Origin of the sequence: Flavobacterium piscinae, assembly GCF_004122145.1 — a bacterium.
In the GTDB taxonomy this organism is placed as follows: Bacteria; Bacteroidota; Bacteroidia; order Flavobacteriales; family Flavobacteriaceae; genus Flavobacterium; species Flavobacterium piscinae.
In genome coordinates this window covers 1-20,518 of record NZ_SBKQ01000018.1, presented here as the reverse complement: position 1 = coordinate 20,518, position 20,518 = coordinate 1, and the positions used below count along the sequence as shown (strand labels likewise).

Below are 20,518 nucleotides of genomic sequence, written 5' to 3'. Positions count from 1 at the left end.
GTAATATGTACAAAAAATTACTTGGGTTTCTTTTAATCCAATTCTTTTCATTCGGATTATTTGCTCAAGAAGTAACGGTTAAAGACAGCTCTACCGGAGAAAATCTTGAGTCAGTAACATTTAATTCCAATCACCCGAAAACATCTGCAATTACAAATAAAATGGGAGTTGTAGACCTTTCAAATTTTAAGGATGCAAGAAAAATAGTTATTAGAATGTTAGGTTATGAAACCTTAACATTAAGTTACAGTCAGATTAAAGAACTGGGGTTCAAACTATTTCTTACACCCGATAATACTTCACTTAATGAGGTAATTCTATCCGCTTCAAAGTGGGAAGAATCTAAAAAAAGTGTACCCAATTCCATTCTTACATTTAAGCCTAAAGATATTGTTTTGGCTAATCCACAAACGACAGCCGATTTACTAACCAACACCGGAAAAGTATTCATGCAAAAAAGCCAATTGGGTGGCGGTAGTCCAATGATTCGTGGTTTTGCAACTAATCGTGTGTTAATTAATGTTGACGGAATCCGAATGAATAATGCCATATTCAGAAGCGGAAATGTGCAAAATGTGATTTCAATTGATGCCAATTCCATTCAAAATACAGAAGTAATTCTTGGTCCCGGTACTGTGATTTACGGAAGCGACGCAATTGGAGGTGTGATGAATTTTTACACCTTAGCTCCAGAATTTTCAAGTGATAAAAGCCAGTACTATTTTGGTAATGTCATGAGCCGCTGGTCTTCTGCCAACAATGAAAAAACACTTCATTTTAATTTGAATGTAGCTTCTGAAAAATGGGCGTTTGTTACTTCAGCTTCCTTTAGTGACTTTGAAGATTTACGTATGGGAAATCATGGCCCGGATGCTTACACCCGACCGGATTATGTGCAAACTATTGATGGCGTAGATGAAATCATTACCAATGACAACCGCGAAAGGCAAGTTGCTTCCGGTTATAATCAAATCAATTTTATTCAAAAAATAGCTTATAAACCAAACGCGTTTTGGTATTTTAAATATGCTCTCCACTATTCAACTACTTCCGATATTAATCGTTATGACCAATTATTACGTCGAAGAGATGGAAATCTTCGCTTTGCAGAATGGTATTATGGACCGCAAGAATGGACCATGCATCACTTAAAAATAAAGTATTCCAAAGGAAACAAATGGTTTGATAAAGCACAATTTAATGCCGGTTTTCAACAATTTGAAGAAAGCCGCCATAACCGAAACTTTAATAGCTTAACTCGAAACAGTACTATTGAAAATGTTGATGCTTTTTCGATTAATTTCGATTTTATTAAAAAATTTGGTTCAAAAAACAGAATCTCATATGGTGTAGAGTACATATTAAATAATGTAAATTCAACCGGTTTTCAAAGAAATATTGAAACGCAAGAACAAAGTAATGCACCTTCTCGTTATCCGGATGGTGCAAGATGGCAATCGTTGGCGGCATATTTACAATATGAAAATAAATTATCTGAAAAATTTACATTTCAATCCGGAATACGTTTTAATCAAATTTGGTTGGATGCTACTTTTGATAAAACCTTTGTAAATTATCCATTTGACAAAACAAACATCAACACAAGTGCATTTACCGGAAGTTTGGGTTTCACTTATTTAGCAGCCAAAAATACAGCCTTATTTTATAATGCCGGAACAGCCTTTCGCTCACCTAATGTGGATGATGTCGGAAAAATTTATGAAAGCACACCCGGAAATTTAGTGGTTCCCAATCCTAATTTAGAATTTGAATATGCTTACAATACCGAAGTTGGAATCCAACAAAAAATAGGTAAATCAATTTCGTTTGATGTAACCGGATTTTACACACACGTAATTGATGCGTTAGTACGAAGAAATTATACCTTAAATGGTGAAAGTACTATTGAATTTCAAGGGGAAGTAAGCAACATCCAAGCCATTCAAAATGCAGCAAAAGCAAATGTGTATGGAATTCAAGCAGGTTTGAATGTAGAACTTCTACCCTATTTACATTGGAAAACCAATGCTAATTGGACTAAAGGCGAAGAAGAATTAGACAATGGAGATACTGCACCACTTCGCCATGCTGCTCCATTTTTTGGCGATACTCGTTTGATTTTAAAATTGAATAAATGGACTACGGATTTGTTTTTGGTTTACAATTCACAAGTAAAAGCCGAAGATTTAGCTCCTTCAGAAGTTGAAAAAGACTATTTATATGCCTCTGATGCGAATGGAAATCCGTATGTGCCGAGTTGGTATACATTAAATGTTAAATCGGTCTTCAAATTGAATGAAACTTGGTCGTTCTCCAGTGGTATAGAAAATATCACGGATCAACGCTATCGACCCTATTCTTCCGGAATTACTGCTCCGGGACGAAACTTCATATTAGCGGTTCGAACAGCTTTTTAATCATAAATAGAAATTAAAAATCCTATCCCTTTCAAGGATAGGATTTTCAATTTTAGTTAACGTGAGCTTATTATTTACTCCATTCCGCAATGCTGTCTTTATTCATTTTTATATAATCTGCATTACCGGCTTTTTCAGCGGCTTCTAACGAAACTTTTGCTGTTTCAATAGCTCCTTTTTTATCTCCGGCTTTCGCTTGAATCAAAGATTTTAATCGGTTATACCAAAATGGAGTTCCTTTTTCTGATGTCATTTCAGTTGCTTTGTTCACATATTCCAATGCTTTTGCTATATCACCATTTGATTGGTAATAGTATTGTGCAGAAGAAAAGTAATCCCCCGCAGATGGACCGGCCAAAACTTTATCTATATTAGCCATGGCTAACTTTTTAGTTGGCACTTCAATTTTTACTGCTGCAACCGTTTTTTCCCATGCAAATTCTAAATGAGCAAAATCATTATCTACATTATTTAATGAAATGGTGAATGTTTCCACATGACGATTTAAAGTTTCCGGCTTTACATTTACACGTGTGGCTACTTTTGACTCATCAAATTTTTCTGGAGTACCCCAATTTTCAGTATCGGTGTAAAAGATAACTTCCCAATTATCAGCTTTTGGAGTAACAAATAAAGCATATTTTCCTTTTTTGATTGTTTTACCATCCACCGTTACATCATCCCCAAAAGTAATCATGGAGTTTTGGTTAGCTCCGGTTCGCCACATTTTTCCAAATGGAACTAAATCGCCAAAAATGGTTCTTCCTTTTGCACTCGGACGGCTATAATCGATTTCTATTTCCGTTAATCCAACCATTTGCTCAAAATTAGCTCTTGGACTGGCAGCTGGTGTTTTTACTTGAGCATGAGTACTCATCAAAGCTATTGTTAAAAAAGCACTTACAAATAATTTTTTCATAGTTAAATACATTTTGTTTATGTTTCAAATTTACTGTTTACAAACGGTACTGACTGTTAAAAAAAATATAAATACATTTTATTTTGTTTAGCTTTTTAAACAAATGATTAAACATTTTTATATCTTTACCAAAAAAAATGAAAATATACACTTTACACACTAAACAAAACTTGCCAATTTCATTAGAAGAGGCTTGGAAATTTTTATCAGATCCAAAAAATCTAAAAACAATTACACCCGATTACATGGGTTTTAATATTTTATCCGGTGCTGACCGCGAAATGTATCCTGGACAATTAATACAGTATATCGTAACACCGGTTTTAGGCATACCAACCAAATGGGTCACCGAAATTACACATGTAGTAGACAGAAAATATTTTGTAGATGAACAACGATTCGGGCCTTATGCTTTGTGGCATCACAAACACTTTTTAAAAGAGATTCCGGGTGGTGTGGAAATGGAAGACATTGTAGATTATAAAATCCCATTGGGAATCTTAGGTCAAATGGTGCATCCTATTTTGGTAAAACCTAAATTGAAGGAAATCTTTGATTATCGTCAGAAAAAATTAATTGAACTTTTTGGAGAATATAAAGGATAAACGATGAAAAATATAGTATTGATTGGCGGTTCATATGGTATCGGAAAAGCCATTGCACAATTGATGCAATTTGATTGCAACTTATACATCGCCGCACGAACTAATGAACAAATTACAAATTTAAGGGTAAATTACATTCCATTTGATGCTTCAACTGATGTATTAGATAACGCACAACTACCAGCAGTAATTGATGGTTTAGTGTTTTGCCCAGGGAGCATCAATTTACGCCCTTTTAAAGGTATTAAACCCGAAACTTTTGAAAGTGATTTGCAAGTCAACTTTATTAATATGGTAAAAGTTATTCAAACTGTTTTACCACAATTAACTGCCTCTGAACAAGCAAGTATTGTGTTGTTCAGTAGTGTTGCAGCGAGTATGGGAATGCCATTTCACACCAGTGTTGCCGCTGCAAAAGGTGCCATTGAAGGTTTTGCAAAAGCGTTGGCAGCTGAATATGCTCCAAAAATTCGCGTTAATGTAATTGCTCCTTCTTTAACGGACACTCCATTAGCGGATAAATTTTTGAATAATGAGGTAAAAAAAGAAAAATCGGCAGAACGTCATCCCTTAAAGCGTTACGGTCAACCGGAAGATTTAGCACAAATGGCCGAATTTTTATTGAGTAATAAAAGCACTTGGATAACCGGACAAATTTTTCACGTAGATGGCGGAATGTCCACTTTACTTGTAAATGGTTAACTTTGAACTAATATCCATTACCATTAAGCCTTTACCCAACTTATGACAATTTTCTGGTTTCGAAGAGATTTACGTTTAGATGATAATATTGGGCTTTTTCATGCTTTGAATAGTAATGAAGAAGTATTGCCCATTTTTATTTTTGACGAAGCAATTTTATCACAACTTCCAAAAGATGATGCTCGGGTGACATTTATACATGAATGTCTTTCCACTATTCAACATCAATTAAACGAAATCGGAAAATCTTTGGCTATTTTTCATGGCAAACCCCTTGATATTTTTGAAAAATTAATTCGTGAACAAAAAATAAATACGGTTTATACCAATCATGATTACGAACCTTATGCCCGCAAAAGGGATAAAGAAGTGTATCAACTTTTCAAAGAACATAACATTGAGTTTAAAACCAGTAAAGACCAAGTAATTTTTGAAAAAAGCGAAGTCGCCAAAGACGATGGAAATCCGTATGTTGTTTATACTCCCTACTCCCGAAAATGGAAAGAAAAGTTTAAAACGATTCCCTTAGTTCATTACGAATCCGAAAAAAAATTAGCTAAAATCGCGAGTCACTCTTACCCTTTTTTAAGTTTGAAAGAAATTGGATTTGAACCTTCTCCAATCAAAGTAGCTCCATATGATATTTCAGAAAAGTTAATTTCTAATTACGAAGCTACGAGAAATTTTCCGGCAATTAAGGGAACTTCGATGCTTGGTATTTATTTGCGATTTGGAGCCGTTTCCATTCGAAAAATGGTCGCAAAAGCCATTGAAAATAAAAATGAAACCTTTTGGAACGAACTCATTTGGCGTGAATTTTTTATGCAAATTCTTTGGCATTTTCCACAAACCATCAATAAAAGTTTTAAAGAAAAATACGATGCCATTCGTTGGAATAACAACGAAACGGATTTTAAAAATTGGTGCGAAGGAAAAACCGGTTATCCCATCGTTGATGCCGGAATGCGGGAATTGAATACTACCGGACATATGCACAACCGCGTCCGGATGATTGTCGCCAGTTTTTTATGTAAACATCTTTTAATCGATTGGCGTTGGGGCGAAGCCTATTTTGCTTTAAAGTTATTGGATTACGAACAAGCGAGTAATATCGGCAATTGGCAATGGTCAGCGGGTTCCGGAGTTGATGCGGCTCCGTATTTCAGAATTTTTAATCCGACAGAGCAAATCAAAAAGTTTGATAAAGACTGGCAATACATTAAAAAATGGGTGCCGGAAGTGGAAACTTCTGCGTATGCTAAACCTATTGTAGATCACAAAGAAGCAAGAGAACGATGCTTAAAAGTGTATAAAGAAGCCGTTGGATAAAAACATAGATAATAAAACTTTAACCATTAAGACATTAAGGTTCATTAAGTTATCAAATTTCTTAATGTAACTAAATCTCTTAATGGTTTAAAAAATAATAGTAACTTATTTTAAAAATGAACATCGTTTGGTTCAAAAGAGATTTGCGATTATTCGATAACGAAGCTCTCTTTCGAGCTTTGGAATCGAATAAACCAACGCTTTTGTTGTACATTTTTGAACCTTCATTACTCAATGATCATCATTATAGTCCACGTCATTTTGATTTCATCAAACAATCGTTAGAAGACCTTCAAAAGCAATTAAAATCCTATTCAACTGAACTATTAATCATTGAAAGTGAAGTTGTTGATGCATTGGAAAAAATCAACCAAATTCAATCGATTTCCAGACTTTTTTCTCATCAGGAAACCGGTATCAAACTCACTTTTGATCGGGACAAAGCCGTTTCAACTTTTTGTAAAAAAAATAATATTCTTTGGAATGAATACATCACCAATGGTGTCAAACGTGGCTTATCCAACCGAAAAACGTGGCGTGATGATTGGGTGGAATTCATGGAATTACCGCAATTTTCTTTTCAACCCAAATCAAATTCTTTTTTAACTGAAAATGATTTTGAAAAAATAAAGGCAGTTTTCAAAACTGTTTCACTTTCAACTCCAAAAAACACTCCTTTTCAAAAAGGAGGTACCACTACCGGAATTCGCTATTTGAAATCTTTTTTAGAGGAACGAGTCGCCAATTATAGTCGGCATATTTCAAAACCCGAATTAGGACGACACAGTTGCAGCCGAATTTCACCTTATATTGCTTGGGGAAATCTCTCCATTCGACAAGTAATTCAATTAAGCATGCAATTCAGGGCTCAAAAGAAAAACGTGCGACAAATTGATAACTTCACTTCTCGTTTGCGGTGGCAAGCCCATTTTATTCAAAAATTTGAAATGGAATGCCACATGGAATTTATAGCCGTGAACAAAGGCTATCGCAATCTGAAGCAAACGGTTATTCCGGAATACCATCAAGCTTGGGTGAAAGGAAAAACAGGCGTTCCGCTGGTGGATGCGTGCATGCGATGTTTGAATACAACCGGTTATTTGAATTTCAGAATGCGGGCTTTGGTGGTTTCGTTTTACACCCATCATCTGTTTCAACCTTGGCAAAATTGTAGTCCGCACTTGGCCAAACAATTTCTTGATTTTGAACCCGGCATTCATTATCCGCAAATTCAGATGCAAGCCGGAGTTACAGGAATCAATACGTTACGCGTTTATAATCCGGTGAAAAACTCGTATGAACATGATCCGGAAGGAGTTTTTATTCGGAAATGGGTTCCGGAACTTGTCAAAATTCCAACTGAATTTATTCATGAACCTTGGAAACTAACCCCAATCGAACAGATGCTGTATGATTTTGAAATAGGAGCCGATTATCCTTTTCCAATTGTGAATTTGGAAGAAGCCAGAAGATTTTCAAGTGATTTTTTCTGGTCGATGCGAAAAGAAAAAGAAGTCAAAAAAGATAGTTTTCGGATTATAGAAAAACATACTTTGCCGGATCGAGAGGCTCAATAATTTAGTGTTTTATAAAACGAATCTTTTCAAAACTCAATTCATTAAAATGACTGATAACTTTATCGGCTAATGAATAATCTTGGAGTTTAGAGTGAAAACTATCGTACCCCACACAGTAAATTCCTGCCGCTTTAGCAGCCATGATTCCGTTGGTGCTGTCTTCAATTACGATGCAATGCTCCACCGGAGTTTTTGCCAGTTCTGCAGCTTTTTGAAAAATGGCCGGATGCGGTTTTGATTTCGGAAAATCTTCTCCGGAGACTTTGTGGGTGAAATATTGATCCAAATCAAATCGGTTGAAAATACGTTGAATTGTAACATTGGCTGATGACGAAGCCAAAATCAATTGCATGCCGTTTTGATGTAATTCTTGAATTAAATCTTCTACTCCATCCAATAAATACAAATCTTCTTTTTGGTCAAAAGCGTCATTGAACAGATTGCGTTTCACTTCTACCAAATCCAACACCTCTTCCTTTAAACCATAAACAGTCTTAAGTCGTTCGTAAATATTTTTGGTAGAATTTCCGGTAAACGAAGCATACATTTCCGGCGAAACGTCAATGTTTAGTTGCTTAAAATGTTGTTGATAGGCAAAATGATGCACCGGTTCGGTGTCAACGATTACGCCATCCATGTCGAAAATTACGGTTTGTATCATTAAGATTGTTATGATTAAATTTAAAAATTGAACGCGGATTTTTCTGATTAGCTGAAGCTAAACGCGGATTTCGATAGCTATCGGGACAGATTTTTTTTTGCTTTTGTAAATGCTTTTAAATATTTTTTGAACACAGATTTTAAAAATCTATAAAATTTTGAAAATGCCATTAATTGTCACATTGACTAATTGGCTAATTGCCACATTAGTTTTTCTTCAACAAATACTTCACCACCGTTTCGGCCGCATGCAATCCAAATAAGCACGGCATCCAGCTGTTGGTTCCGTAAAACGATTTTTTAAAATTGGTGCCATCGGTCATTTTTAAACTGGACTCGTCAGGCATTTCGGTGGAATATACCGCTTTGATTCCTGAGGAAATTCCCTCTTTTTTCAAACGCTTGCGGATGTTTTTGGCTAGTGGACAATATTCCGTTTTGCTAATGTCGCGTACTTTCACTTTGGAAGCTTCATACTTACCTCCGGCTCCCATGTTACTGATGACTTTTACTTTTTTGCGTTTGGCAGCAATCAATAAATTGAGTTTTGGAGTAATACTATCGATGCAATCCAACACATAGTCAAAATCGGAAGTAACCAATTCATACGCTCTTTCCGGAGAGAGGAATTCTTGTACTCTAGTTAGATTCAATTCGGGATTAATATCCATCAATCGATCGCCTACAACATGCACTTTGGGCATCCCAACGGTAGAATGTAAAGCGGGTAATTGTCGGTTGATGTTCGTAATATCTACTGTATCACCATCTACAATGGTCATGTTGCCCACGCCGGCACGGGCAAGGAATTCGGCTGCAAAGGAGCCTACTCCGCCTAATCCAACGACCAGTACGTTTGCGTTTTTTAAATTGTTTAATCCTTCGGTTTTAAATAAGAGCTCAGCTCGTTCTTGCCATTTAGCCATTTTTCAGTTGTCAGTTTTCGGTTGTCAGTTTTCAGTTGTCAGTTCTGTTATCGGACTTCATAAATTTCGCAAAAAAACCTTGCTGAAATTTGTTTGAATAATCAACTTTACCTCCTCAATTTCTATGTTTTTATACTTTGCTGCTAGAGCATATACTTCTTCAAGCGATTCTTCAATGGTATCCGTTTCGAGAAAAAATCTGTCGTTGGGTACCGATTGAAAAACGGTTTTCAACTCCGGATTTCGCACTAAATATTTCCCAAAGGAAAGATAAAATCCGTTATCCAAAAGTTGTTTTGCGGTTGGTTCATTTTTAGAAAATCCGTGAATAATCATGGGAACTGTGATGTTCAGTTCTTTTTTGATTTGGATGATTTCTTGAAAAGCAGCAACGCAGTGCAAAACTAAGGGTTTTTGGTATTTTTCTGCTAATAAAATTTGGGCTTTGAATACTTTTTTTTGGGTTTCTAATGGAATTTCAATGCGTTTGTCGAGTCCACATTCGCCTAAAGCGAGGCAATTTTTTATAGCTAATTTTTGTTCAATTACTTGTAAATCAAAACTCAATCTGTCTTCGTTGATGTACCACGGATGAATTCCGATGGAATAAAATGGGATTTTCTCATCAAATTCCCACGGGTATTGATTGACCAATTCGAGAATCTTTTCTTGGTTGGTGTAGTTATGAGTGTGTAAGTTAAATAATTTAGACACGGATTTCACAGATTTTCACGGATTTCTAATTTCACGAAGCAATTAAAAACTTATTTCTTAAACGCCTTTACCCCCGCTTTTATCTCCACTTTCAAATCGTTTTCTTCAGGAACAATTGGGCAGGAATACTTTTCATTGTAGGCACAATACGGATTGTAGGCTTGGTTGAAATCAATTGTCCAGATTTTTCCTTCTTGGATTTTGAGGTCGATGTAGCGGCCACCTCCATAACTTTCAATACCTGAAGTTAAGTCGGTAAAAGGGAGAAACAAACTGTTTTTGTAACCCGGTTTTTTGGAAAATTCAACGTTTTGATAAACGTTTAATTGACAATTAATTCCATCGATTTCAAAGTGAAGTTCGCCATATTTGACATACAAAGGTCTGCGTGAGGTTGTCGTTTTCATTTCAAACGGTTTTTCTTTTTTGGTCCGTTTGAAGGTTGCTTTTACAAAATACTTTTCGTTGATTGGAAAAAAATCTAACGATTGAAAAACGGCTACATCTTTTTTCTTTAACGGACTCTTAGCTGAATCAGCGTAATGTTCATTCATGTTTTTTTGAAACTGAATGACCGAATCGCGTTCAAATTGTTGTTGTGAAAAAGCGAGTTGTGTGAGTAAGAAAAGAAAGAAAACTTTTTTCATAGATATTGATTTAAATTTTCAACTATTTATTTTACAAATACTTTGTAAGACCAAGGGGCTAAAGTCATTTGGGTAGTTGGTGATAATGTTATGCTTTCTTCTGTGGTAAAATCTTGATATGTTCCCGGAAATAGTGTTTCTTTAAAGGTTACATCTTGAGTTTTATCTGAAAAATTAAACACACAAAAAACTTTATCTTTTTCATTTTGACGCACAAAACTAAATACTTGTTGTTCCTTTGAGTTAGGTACTTTTAACATTAAAGCTCCCCAATTAGCATGCCACAAAGCAGTATTTTGTTTCATTAAAGCAAACAACTTTTTATACAAATCACCAATTGGATGCGACTTCCAAACGATTGGATCTTTTTCAAAAAAAGCTAAACGCTTCGGTTCTCCGGCTTCTTGACCGTTGTAAATTAATGGCATCCCATCCCCCACAACCGAGAGTACAATGGCAGCTTCTAATCCGTCACCAAATTGTTCCCACATGGTGCCTTCCCAAGCATTTTTATCGTGGTTACTCACAAAAGTCATTCGAATACTGTTTTTCGGAAAAAAACTTTCATTCCACGAATAATATATATAAAGCTCATTTACATTTGCTTGTCCTTTGCAAATCTTGTGTAATTTTTCGTTCCAACTCCAAGCATAAGTCATATCAAACGCATGGGCATGCATATCACGGGATTCCCATTCTGCCAACATAAAAACCGGTTTAATGGCATCTAATTCTGTACGTAGATTATCCCAAAAATCGATTGGTACAAAACCCGCAACATCGCAACGATAGCCATCAATATCGGCTTCTTTAACCCAATATTTCATAGCGTCAGTCATGTATTTTCGCAATTCCGGTTGACTGTAATCCAAATCAATAATATCGTCCCAATCCCACCAAGGCGTGGGTCTGAATTCACCTTTATAGTCTTTTTTATACCATTCGGGATGATCTTTTACCAGATGATTGTCCCAAGCGGTATGATTAGCCACCCAATCCAAAATAACATGCATACCCAATTGGTGAGCTTCCTTTACAAAGGATTTTAAATCATCCAATGTGCCAAATTCAGGATTTACAGCTCGGTAATCTTTTACGGAATATGGACTTCCTAAAGTACCTTTTCGATTTTTTTCACCGATGGGATTGATAGGCATGAGCCAAATTATATCGATGCCCATTTCTTTTAACCTTGGAAGTTCTTTTTGAGCAGCTTTAAAAGTTCCTTCTGCTGAGAATTGACGAGTATTTAATTGATAAATCGTAGCATTCTTGACCCATTCCGGATGTTTAACTTGCACATATTCTTTGGGAAGATAACGATCATCATCACTATTTTGGTTGGTTTGTTTGTTGGATTCTTCTTTATTACAACTCAATAGCAACGCAAAAATAACAACTGATAAAATAGTATGTATTCGATTCGATTTAAAAAAAAATTTCATGTATAGTAAGTTTGAATTTTGAAAATTTAAATATACTTAAAAAGAACCGTTTGAATTTAGCATTGAAAAGATTTTTTCTTTTTAGCACAATATCCTAGCCCGGATAGTAGTGGAAAGCCTTTTGCAGTATGGTTGTATTTTTTCTTGGCAAAAAAAAAGCGACCAGCGGAAGCTATTTTTTTGCCTTAGAAAAAAACAAACAGACAAAAAATCTTGGAACGAATAGCCGGAATAGCTTCTAAAAAAATATTGATACTAAATTTATATTAATTACTCACTTGACTTTGTACCTTTGCGACAGTCAACTTTTACGCATGCTCACAACTGCATTTTCGAGATACATCAATAATTTTCGTGGTTTTACGAGAGAAATTTGGATTCTGACGATTATTACTTTTATTAATCGAGCAGGAACGATGGTGTTGCCTTTTTTGACTAAATATTTAAATGAAGATTTAAAATTTAGTTATTCTGATGTAGGTACAATTTTGGTCTTTTTTGGTTCCGGTTCAATGATAGGTTCATGGGTTGGCGGAAAGTTAGCCGATAAAATTGGTTTTTATAAAGTCATGGTTTTCAGTCTAATGAGTACAGGATTATTGCTTTTTATTTTTCCGTTTATTACAGAATTTTCGACACTTTGTATTGCTTGGTTTTTTGTGATGATTATTGCCGATATGTTTCGACCCGCCATGTTTGTATCGTTAGGAGCTTATGCCAAGCCTGAAAACAGAACCAGAGCTTTAACCCTAGTGAGATTGGCAGTAAATTTAGGGTTTGCCGCCGGACCGGCTTTGGGAGGTTTAATCATTATGAATATTGGGTATGCCGGATTATTTTGGGTGGATGGTGGTACTTGCATCTTGGCGATTTCCATCTTTTGGCTTTTGGTAAAAGAAAAGAAAAAAATAAAAAATGAACATGTTGATGCATTTGAAGAACCTAGAAAATCGGTTTTCAAAGACCGTCCATTTTGGGTATTCTTGTTTGTGAGTTTTGTGACGGGGATGATTTTCTTTCAATTATTTACCACATTACCTTTATACAATAATAAACAATATGGATTAACCGAATTTGAAATCGGATTATTAATGACGTTGAATGGTTTTTTAGTTTTCCTTTTAGAAATGCCGATTGTGAGCTATTTTGAACGCAACAAAGTCAATAAAATGAAAATTGTTTTATTAGGTTCACTATGTATGGCTTTAGGATTTTATGCTTTGTTAATTAATATTTGGGCGGGAATTTTAGTAATCAACATTTTGTTTTTAACGTTTGGTGAAATGTTTGCTTTCCCATTCTCCAACTCATTTGCGTTAAGCCGGGCACCAAGAGGACATGAAGGTCGTTATATGGCCTTATATACCATGACATTCAGTTTGGCTCATATTGTCAGTTCAAAAATGGGCATGCAAATTATTGACATTTATGGTTACCAAGTGAATTGGTTGGTGATGGGCACCTGCGGAATGGTGGCTGTTTTGTGTTCGATTTGGGTGATAAAGATGGTTAAAAAGGAATAATTTTATATTTTTACAACATGTATACATTCTTATCCAAAATCAATAAAATCATATTACCCAGTTTTACCAAACAACAATTGGATTTAACCAAAGCCAAAAAATGGCAAATGGCAATAATTGGCTGGAGGTATTATGTAACTACAAGAGCTTTGGATGAAAAGCGTCAATAGTTTATAGCGGTAAAAATATCGTATTCTTTGATTTTTTCTCGACCGTTTAGGAAGGAGAGTTCCATCAAAAAATTCACTTGTACAATTTCGCCTCCTAATTGTTTCACCAATTCACAAACAGCTTTGGCGGTTCCTCCGGTGGCTAAAACGTCATCGTGAATTAAAACTTTATCTCCGGGTTGAATAGCATCGATATGCATTTCAAGGGTATCCGTTCCATATTCTAGTTCATAGGAAGCAGAAATGGTTTCAAATGGTAATTTTTTAGGTTTTCGAACGGGAATAAAACCGGCATTAAAATGATGAGCTAAAAGGGTAGCAAAGAAAAATCCTCTACTCTCCACTCCAATTACCTTGTCAATTTGTTTCTCTTTCAAACTATTGATTAGCAACTGTAAACATTCTTCTGTTCCTTTGGGACTTGCTAAAAGTGGGGTAATATCTTTAAAAATGATACCGGGCTTGGGAAAATCTACTATATCACGAATGTATTGTTCAAGAGCCATAAAAGTTGGTTTAATTTGAATTTAGGTTTGCAAGTTACACAAAAATACCTATATTTGCACCCGCATTAAGGCCTCGTGGCGCAACTGAATAGCGCATCTGATTACGGCTCAGAAGGTTACAGGTTTGAATCCTGTCGAGGTCACAAAAATCTTTAAAAGCTTCTCCTACTAGAGAAGCTTTTTTTATATTTAAAAATTTAATTGATGAAAACAAATTATACTTACAACGAAGAAATTAACGATATTATTTATGAAAATTCATCCATTCGTTATAATGAATTTGAACAATGTATTTTTAGAAACTGTGATTTTGCATCTTGTGATTTTACAGGAGTGGTTTTTATAGAATGTACTTTTCATGAATGCAATTTCAAAGAAACCAAAATTAATTATGTTTCTTTAAGAGATGTAGAATTTGTTGGTTGTGATTTTACATCGGTAAATTTTGCGATGACAGACCAAGTGATATACAATTTTAATTTTACAAATTGTTTGTTGGATTATGCTCAATTTTATGCTTTGAAACTAAAAAAAATGCAGTTCATTAATTGCAGTATGATTTCGGTTGATTTTATGAATTGTGATTTAACCGAAGCATTGTTTGACAATTGTAACTTACGAAGAGCTGTTTTTATTGATACTATTCTGCAAAAAGCCGACTTCTATTCGAGTTATGACTTTAACATCGATCCTGAAAAAAACAAAATGAAAAGAGCAATCTTTTCAACAGAAGGTCTAAAAGGATTGCTCTCTAAATATGATTTGGTAATTAAGTAACTTTATTTCAGAATAATAAATTCACAACGGCGGTTGATTGAATGTTCAACTTCTGAACAATTATCACTACAGTTAATTAAAGGTACACGCTCGCCATACCCTTTTGAACGCATGCGATTTCTATCAATTCCATTAGAAACTAAATATTCCAGAGCTGCTCCTGCCCTATCTTGTGATAATCGCAAGTTATAAGCATCTGAAGCACGTGAATCGGTATGAGCTCCTAACTCAATTACCATTCTTGGATATTTTTTCATAATTGCCACCAATACATCCAATGTGCGAGCCGCTTCTTCTTTAATATCCCATTTGTTCAAATCAAAATAAATATTCTCAAGTTGAATATAAACCAATCCATCGTCTTTGGTTACAATGATTTCTTCGGCATCATCATAAGATTCAATTTCTAATTCAATGGTAAAACGAACACGTCCATCATCGGTAGTTTCAAATATTTGTTCTTTGGATGCATAAAAATCTCTGTCTGCAACTATCTTATATTTTGTGTTGGGTTCTGTATTAAAAACATAATCAGCATCTTCACCAACTACTAATTGACCTATTAATTTATCATCCATATCAAATAAAGTAACTGTTGTACCTGGTAACAATTCCTTGGTTACTTTATCCCGAACATCACCTTCGACAATAAATCTCCTTTCGTTCTCTTCTCTGATAAACGAATATAAATTATCTGTCCCTTTTCGATTTGAAGCAAAATAACCTAAGTTTTCACCGGGCTTTAAAACATAGGCAAAGTCATCCATTCCTGTATTAATCGTTTCACCTAAATTAATTGGTTTGGCAAACACATTATCATAAACTTTAGCCATAAAGATGTCTAAGCCACCCAAACCTTGTAACCCATCAGAAGCAAAATACAAGGTTCCTTCCTCATCAATAAATGGAAATTGTTCACGGTGAATGGTGTTGATATTATCCCCTAAATTTTGAGGTTCAGAAAAAGTACCATCCTCTAAAATTTCAACATAAAAAATATCAAATGAACCAAGTGAACCATCTCGATCACTTGAAAAATACAACTTCTTCTCATCCACACTTAAAGCAGGATGTTGCGTTGAAAATTGATCGCTGGAAAAGGGTAATTCCAATACATTTGTCCATTCATTTTCAACTAATTCAGCCTTAAAAAGCTTAACCGAGGCAAATTTTTCATCACCCACTTGCACTTGCTTATCATTGGTTCTACTAAAGTACATGGTTTTTCCATCTTTCGTAAAAACAGCATTACTTTCATGTGTTTTAGTATTGATTTGTTCTGAAAAAGGCTTGATGTTTTCTAAAATACCGTCTTTAGAAACTGTTGCTTCATACAAATCCAAATAAGGTTTTTCATTCCATTTGTATAACGGACTTTCAGCATTTCGGAGCGAAGCAAAAACAACTTTCTCCCCAAAAATTGAAATTCCGAAATCACCTGTACTAGTACTTCTGGTCATTTGATTGACTTTGTAATTATAGGGAACAATATTATTCAGATGCTCCTTAAATTTTTTAGTATCGACGGGATATTTCAAATAGTCACTCATGATTTTATCTCCTCGTTCATAATCCTCCAGACCTTTTAAAGCGTGAGCATAGCGGAAAAGATAGTCCGGTTTTACACTGTCCTTATATTTAAAAACCAAGTTTCCGTAATTGTCTGCAGCAAACTTCATTTCTGCATTATAATAATAACAATCTCCTAAATTCTGCAGTACATTTTGTTCTTGTTTATCTTTAAATTTTTCATATATTTTGGCTGCTTCTATGTAAGCTTTATTGGCAAAAAGTTCATTTGCTTTTTTAAGTGTCGCTTTTTGAGCCAATAACAATTGACTGCAAACCAAAAAGAAAAATAGTATTTTTATGTTTTTCATTTTCTCTATTTTTTAGAAGAATCGAGGCGATTTATCATAACCGTTCATACTACCTTTTTTATTCAAATCGAATAAAATCATAATCTCATGACTACCGGAATTAAATCTACCCAAATTAGAAAGCGTGTAATCATAGGCATAACCAATTCTTAATGAAGGAGAAATTTTAAAATTTACTAATCCGCTCACCGAATCATCCCATCGATAGCCGGCACCAATTTCAAATACATTATTAATTAAAAAATTAGTAGTAACATCAAAAGACATTGGAGCTCCGGTGGCTACTTTGGACATAAAAGCCGGTTTAAACTTTAAATTATCATTCAAATTAAACACATATCCTCCGGTAAAAAAATAGTGAATTTCTTCTACCCCGGTTGCAATAATTCCGTCTTCTCTTTCCAAATGTTTAGTTCGTAATAAATTTGGACTTGATAAACCGAGATAATAATTTTCACCAAAGTAGAATGCTCCCACCCCAATATTTGGAAATACTCTACTTAAATTATTAGCAAAAGCCGGATCAGGTAATTCATCAGAATAAACAAAACCATCAAACGTTGTATTAAAAAAAGTAGCTCCTCCTTTCACTCCAAAGGAGAGTTTGTTTGACTCATTTAATTTTAAAACATAGGCAAAATCAACAAACACATTGGTTTCATTTACTACATCGCCAATTTGGTCATGAATGACAGAAAGTCCCATTTCCACTTTTTTTGCAATGGGAGAATGTGCAAAAAAAGAACCTGTTGTCGGTCCTCCAACCGAACCTACCCATTGTGCACGATAAAGTGCCCCAAAATTAATAACATCCGGATTATCCGTGGCATAGGCGGGATTCAAAACACTCATATTATACATATATTGAGTGTATTGCGGATCCTGTTGTGCCATTGCCATCATTGACATAAGTAATAGGAATAATTGAATTTTATATCTCAAACGTTTTTTCATAACTAATGTTGAAATTATCTACTTAAATAAACTCTTCCTTGCAATGGTTCTCTTTCACCATCATTAAAGTTGATGATAAAGAAGTAAACTCCGGCCGGAAGCTTGTTCCCTCCAATTTGAATTCCTTTATCGGATGTACCATCCCAATCTTGAGAAGCTGCATTTCCTTTATAAAGAATATTTCCATAACGGTTGAATATTTCCAAATCAAAATTAGGATAAAGTGTTCTGATGTTTTTAATCACAAAAAAGTCATTAATTCCGTCATCATTAGGAGAAAAACCATCAGGAATTATGATTTCTGTACAATCGTTTATAAATACAGTGACTTCTAATCTAATTGTACTCTCACAACCGGTAGAAGACTGAATTGCAGCATAATAAATTTGTCCGTCAACTAAAACTGTTGAATCAGCATAGGCATTTCCATTCGAAGGAGCATCATACCATATAATGGTTTCGTTTGTGTTGATTCCGCTACTTAAACTAGCAATAGTGGCATTATCATCTTCACAAAATGAATTTCCTCCTTCAACAAGTTGAGGGGTTTCTACATTTTCAATTGTTAACGTTACTGAATTGAAAGTATGACCGGGTGTACCACAAGCATTTCCTGCATTTGAATTGATTTGATTGATTGAAAGGGTAATTTCACCACTATTATTTATGATTGTAGAAGGAATTATAAAACTAGTTTCACCGTTTATAAATTCAACATTAATAGTTTGGTTTTGCGTAATAGTTCCCGTTATCTGGTAGGTTAATTCGTAAAGCCCGTTGGACAAATTGGTTGCATTTGTTATTGAAACAGTACCATCAGTATTAGCACAAAGTGCAGACAATGAAACTAGAGCATCGGTTATAGTAGCTGCAGGTAAAATTTCAAAAGAAAAGGAAACAGCTGGATTCAAATTGTCGCAAGGAGTCGCTTCACTTGTAATTGAATTAATAGATAATACATAGGCTCCTGCATTTGGAAAAACAGTACCCGGAATTATAAATTGACCGGATCCGGAAGTAATAGTAAAATCTCCAGAACTCCCTGTTATCGGATTAGCGTTTGGAATGGAATAAATAATTTGATAAATTCCGTCAGCTAAACCGGTTGCTCCTGAAATTTGAACAATTACATCTGTTCCTAAACAAACATTCTGAATAGTTAAGTTTGTCTCAACTAAAGTTAATCTCGGTAAAATTTCAATTGTGAATGATAATCCGGTTAGTAAAGATTCGCAAGTTGTAACCGTATTTAATATTGAATTAAAAACTAAATTAGTTATTCCTGGATTTACTAATTGTGTCGTATCAATTTCAAAGGTCACTTCGCCTCCGGTAACTGTAAACAATACTATTTGATTTGGAAAGTTATTGCTCCCCGTTAATGAATAATTTAGTGAATAACTTCCATCAGGTAGATTAAAAATCGTAACCGTTGAATTTTCACCTAGACAAATTGGGGAAAAAACAATCACATCTTCCGGTAGAATTTCTGTTCCTTGAATAATTGTTAATTGAACAGGTTCTGAATCAGTATTACAATCGGTCGTAACAGAATAAGTATAATTATATGTTCCCGCTGATAAATTAGAAATTGTAATCACAGTTGTAACCACATCACCTTGATTATCTGTCCAAATACCTCCTGTTTGTTGCGTTCCATCTAATAAGTTGTTTAAATCAAATGTTCCTTCAGAAGCACAAACACTTTGAATTCCTGTAAAAACTCCTGCATTTGCAGTCGAATCTATCGTTACCGTTACATTGGCCGTACTGTTTGCACAGGGTGGTGTTCCGATAAGGGTATACGTATACACCCCTGCTGCATCTTGACTCGGGTCGAAAACTCCCGTGCCACTCGCTAATGCCGGTGACCACGTTCCGCCCGTTTCAGGGCTATTGCCCAATTGTGTGAATAAATCTACTGCCGGACTTGTTTCACATAAAACAATACTGTTATCTGTTCCCGCATTGGGGATGGGGTTGATCGTTACTGTGACTGTGGTGCTTTGTGGGGTACAAGGTGCTGTGCCGCTTACTGTATACGTATACACGCCTGCGGTGTCTTGTGCCGGGTCAAATACGCCTGTACCACTGGCTAATGCCGGTGACCACGTTCCGCCTGCATCAGGGGTACCGCCTAAATAATTGAATAAATCATCTGCCGGGGAGTTGGCACAAAATGGGGCAGCTCCTGCTTCTCCCGGATTTGGTGTGGGGTTGACTGTTACCGTTACACTGGCCGTACTGTTTGCACAAGGTGGTGTGCCGATAAGGGTATACGTATACACCCCTGCTGCATCTTGACTCGGGTCAAATACTCCCGTGCCACTCGCTAATGCCGGTGACCACGTTCCGCCCGTTTCAGGGCTATTGCCCAATTGTGTGAATAAATCTACTGCCGGACTTGTTTCACATAAAACAATACTGTTATCAGTTCCCGCATTGGGGATGGGGTTAATTGTGACTGTAACTGTGGTGCTTTGTGGGGTACAAGGTGCTGTGCCGCTTACTGTATAGGTATACACGCCTGCGGTGTCTTGTGCCGGGTCAAATACGCCTGTACCACTGGCTAATGCCGGTGACCACGTTCCGCCTGCATCAGGGGTACCGCCTAAATAATTGAATAAATCATCTGCCGGGGAGTTGGCACAAAATGGGGCAGCTCCTGCTTCTCCCGGATTTGGTGTGGGGTTGACTGTTACCGTTACACTGGCCGTACTGTTTGCACAGGGTGGTGTTCCGATAAGGGTATACGTATACACCCCTG

At 35.6% G+C, this 20,518-nt stretch carries 18 protein-coding genes and 1 tRNA gene; 9 read left to right on the top strand and 10 right to left on the bottom strand.

Annotated elements, in window-relative coordinates:
- Positions 1–5 precede the first annotated feature (5 nt).
- Positions 6–2,417 (top strand): TonB-dependent receptor plug domain-containing protein, encoded by a 2,412-nt coding sequence (locus tag EQG68_RS14185; RefSeq protein WP_129465549.1) that lies wholly within the window; start codon positions 6–8, stop codon positions 2,415–2,417.
- Positions 2,418–2,487: 70 nt separating this feature from the next.
- Here the strand turns inward: EQG68_RS14185 and EQG68_RS14180 are convergent, their stop codons facing one another.
- Positions 2,488–3,336, bottom strand: coding sequence for a DUF2911 domain-containing protein (locus EQG68_RS14180; RefSeq protein WP_129465548.1), 849 nt, complete (start codon positions 3,334–3,336; stop codon positions 2,488–2,490).
- Between the two features lie 137 nt (positions 3,337–3,473).
- Here EQG68_RS14180 and EQG68_RS14175 point away from each other — a divergent pair, with 137 nt between their 5' ends.
- The 4 genes from EQG68_RS14175 to EQG68_RS14160 all read left to right on the top strand — a co-directional run bounded on the left by EQG68_RS14175 (position 3,474) and on the right by EQG68_RS14160 (position 7,549).
- Positions 3,474–3,941 (top strand): SRPBCC family protein, encoded by a 468-nt coding sequence (locus EQG68_RS14175; protein ID WP_129465547.1) that lies wholly within the window; start codon positions 3,474–3,476, stop codon positions 3,939–3,941.
- A gap of 3 nt (positions 3,942–3,944) precedes the next feature.
- Complete coding sequence (locus EQG68_RS14170; RefSeq protein WP_129465546.1) at positions 3,945–4,643, top strand: SDR family NAD(P)-dependent oxidoreductase; 699 nt, start codon at positions 3,945–3,947, stop codon at positions 4,641–4,643.
- A gap of 42 nt (positions 4,644–4,685) precedes the next feature.
- Positions 4,686–5,972 carry a cryptochrome/photolyase family protein gene (locus tag EQG68_RS14165; protein WP_129465545.1) on the top strand — a complete coding sequence of 429 codons (1,287 nt, stop codon included), beginning with the start codon at positions 4,686–4,688 and terminating at the stop codon, positions 5,970–5,972.
- A gap of 116 nt (positions 5,973–6,088) precedes the next feature.
- Positions 6,089–7,549 (top strand): cryptochrome/deoxyribodipyrimidine photo-lyase family protein, encoded by a 1,461-nt coding sequence (locus EQG68_RS14160; protein ID WP_129465544.1) that lies wholly within the window; start codon positions 6,089–6,091, stop codon positions 7,547–7,549.
- Position 7,550: 1 nt separating this feature from the next.
- Here EQG68_RS14160 and EQG68_RS14155 read toward each other — a convergent pair whose 3' ends face one another.
- From EQG68_RS14155 to EQG68_RS14135, 5 genes are all read right to left on the bottom strand, one after another.
- Positions 7,551–8,210 (bottom strand): HAD family hydrolase, encoded by a 660-nt coding sequence (locus EQG68_RS14155; RefSeq protein ID WP_129465543.1) that lies wholly within the window; start codon positions 8,208–8,210, stop codon positions 7,551–7,553.
- Between the two features lie 205 nt (positions 8,211–8,415).
- Entirely contained in the window at positions 8,416–9,135 is a 720-nt protein-coding gene (locus EQG68_RS14150; protein ID WP_129465542.1) for a tRNA threonylcarbamoyladenosine dehydratase, read from the bottom strand.
- 57 nt (positions 9,136–9,192) lie between these two features.
- Complete coding sequence (locus EQG68_RS14145) at positions 9,193–9,849, bottom strand: TatD family hydrolase (protein WP_129465541.1); 657 nt, start codon at positions 9,847–9,849, stop codon at positions 9,193–9,195.
- 50 nt (positions 9,850–9,899) lie between these two features.
- Positions 9,900–10,496: a DUF1684 domain-containing protein gene (locus tag EQG68_RS14140; RefSeq protein WP_129465540.1), complete on the bottom strand. Its 597-nt coding sequence runs from the start codon at positions 10,494–10,496 to the stop codon at positions 9,900–9,902.
- Positions 10,497–10,522: 26 nt separating this feature from the next.
- Positions 10,523–11,941, bottom strand: coding sequence for an alpha-amylase family glycosyl hydrolase (locus EQG68_RS14135; RefSeq protein ID WP_129465539.1), 1,419 nt, complete (start codon positions 11,939–11,941; stop codon positions 10,523–10,525).
- Positions 11,942–12,255: 314 nt separating this feature from the next.
- On the opposite strand from EQG68_RS14135, the gene EQG68_RS14130 reads away from it, so the two are divergent.
- Both EQG68_RS14130 and EQG68_RS14125 read left to right on the top strand, forming a co-directional pair.
- Complete coding sequence (locus tag EQG68_RS14130; protein ID WP_129465538.1) at positions 12,256–13,464, top strand: MDR family MFS transporter; 1,209 nt, start codon at positions 12,256–12,258, stop codon at positions 13,462–13,464.
- A 17-nt stretch (positions 13,465–13,481) separates the two neighbouring features.
- Entirely contained in the window at positions 13,482–13,634 is a 153-nt protein-coding gene (locus tag EQG68_RS14125) for an SsrA-binding protein (protein WP_129465537.1), read from the top strand.
- Here the strand turns inward: EQG68_RS14125 and EQG68_RS14120 are convergent.
- Positions 13,628–14,140, bottom strand: coding sequence for an adenine phosphoribosyltransferase (locus EQG68_RS14120; protein ID WP_129465536.1), 513 nt, complete (start codon positions 14,138–14,140; stop codon positions 13,628–13,630). The two genes, EQG68_RS14125 and EQG68_RS14120, sit on opposite strands and share 7 nt — an antisense overlap.
- Before the next feature lie 69 nt (positions 14,141–14,209).
- On the opposite strand from EQG68_RS14120, the gene EQG68_RS14115 reads away from it, so the two are divergent.
- A tRNA-Arg gene (locus EQG68_RS14115) sits at positions 14,210–14,283 on the top strand.
- 61 nt (positions 14,284–14,344) lie between these two features.
- Complete coding sequence (locus EQG68_RS14110; protein ID WP_129465535.1) at positions 14,345–14,917, top strand: pentapeptide repeat-containing protein; 573 nt, start codon at positions 14,345–14,347, stop codon at positions 14,915–14,917.
- Between the two features lie 2 nt (positions 14,918–14,919).
- On the opposite strand, the gene EQG68_RS14105 is transcribed toward EQG68_RS14110, so the two are convergent.
- From EQG68_RS14105 to EQG68_RS14095, 3 genes are all read right to left on the bottom strand, one after another.
- A complete protein-coding gene (locus tag EQG68_RS14105) occupies positions 14,920–16,797 on the bottom strand; it encodes an OmpA family protein (protein WP_129465534.1) in 1,878 nt (625 codons plus the stop codon).
- Between the two features lie 12 nt (positions 16,798–16,809).
- On the bottom strand, positions 16,810–17,751 hold the full coding sequence (locus EQG68_RS14100) for a PorP/SprF family type IX secretion system membrane protein (RefSeq protein ID WP_129465533.1): 942 nt from the start codon (positions 17,749–17,751) through the stop codon (positions 16,810–16,812).
- A gap of 14 nt (positions 17,752–17,765) precedes the next feature.
- On the bottom strand, positions 17,766–20,518 hold a 2,753-nt coding region (locus EQG68_RS14095), incomplete at its 5' end, for a gliding motility-associated C-terminal domain-containing protein (RefSeq protein WP_129465532.1).

What these genes read in the sequence shown, in the direction of transcription:
- EQG68_RS14120 (WP_129465536.1), bottom strand. Translation starts at nt 14,140, where the DNA reads ATGGCTCTTGAACAATACATTCGTGATATAGTAGATTTTCCCAAGCCC.
- EQG68_RS14165 (WP_129465545.1), top strand. Translation starts at nt 4,686, where the DNA reads ATGACAATTTTCTGGTTTCGAAGAGATTTACGTTTAGATGATAATATT.
- EQG68_RS14100 (WP_129465533.1), bottom strand. Translation starts at nt 17,751, where the DNA reads ATGAAAAAACGTTTGAGATATAAAATTCAATTATTCCTATTACTTATG.
- EQG68_RS14105 (WP_129465534.1), bottom strand. Translation starts at nt 16,797, where the DNA reads ATGAAAAACATAAAAATACTATTTTTCTTTTTGGTTTGCAGTCAATTG.
- EQG68_RS14160 (WP_129465544.1), top strand. Translation starts at nt 6,089, where the DNA reads ATGAACATCGTTTGGTTCAAAAGAGATTTGCGATTATTCGATAACGAA.
- EQG68_RS14185 (WP_129465549.1), top strand. Translation starts at nt 6, where the DNA reads ATGTACAAAAAATTACTTGGGTTTCTTTTAATCCAATTCTTTTCATTC.
- EQG68_RS14110 (WP_129465535.1), top strand. Translation starts at nt 14,345, where the DNA reads ATGAAAACAAATTATACTTACAACGAAGAAATTAACGATATTATTTAT.
- EQG68_RS14170 (WP_129465546.1), top strand. Translation starts at nt 3,945, where the DNA reads ATGAAAAATATAGTATTGATTGGCGGTTCATATGGTATCGGAAAAGCC.
- EQG68_RS14140 (WP_129465540.1), bottom strand. Translation starts at nt 10,496, where the DNA reads ATGAAAAAAGTTTTCTTTCTTTTCTTACTCACACAACTCGCTTTTTCA.
- EQG68_RS14135 (WP_129465539.1), bottom strand. Translation starts at nt 11,941, where the DNA reads ATGAAATTTTTTTTTAAATCGAATCGAATACATACTATTTTATCAGTT.
- EQG68_RS14180 (WP_129465548.1), bottom strand. Translation starts at nt 3,336, where the DNA reads ATGAAAAAATTATTTGTAAGTGCTTTTTTAACAATAGCTTTGATGAGT.
- EQG68_RS14155 (WP_129465543.1), bottom strand. Translation starts at nt 8,210, where the DNA reads ATGATACAAACCGTAATTTTCGACATGGATGGCGTAATCGTTGACACC.
- EQG68_RS14150 (WP_129465542.1), bottom strand. Translation starts at nt 9,135, where the DNA reads ATGGCTAAATGGCAAGAACGAGCTGAGCTCTTATTTAAAACCGAAGGA.
- EQG68_RS14175 (WP_129465547.1), top strand. Translation starts at nt 3,474, where the DNA reads ATGAAAATATACACTTTACACACTAAACAAAACTTGCCAATTTCATTA.
- EQG68_RS14130 (WP_129465538.1), top strand. Translation starts at nt 12,256, where the DNA reads ATGCTCACAACTGCATTTTCGAGATACATCAATAATTTTCGTGGTTTT.
- EQG68_RS14125 (WP_129465537.1), top strand. Translation starts at nt 13,482, where the DNA reads ATGTATACATTCTTATCCAAAATCAATAAAATCATATTACCCAGTTTT.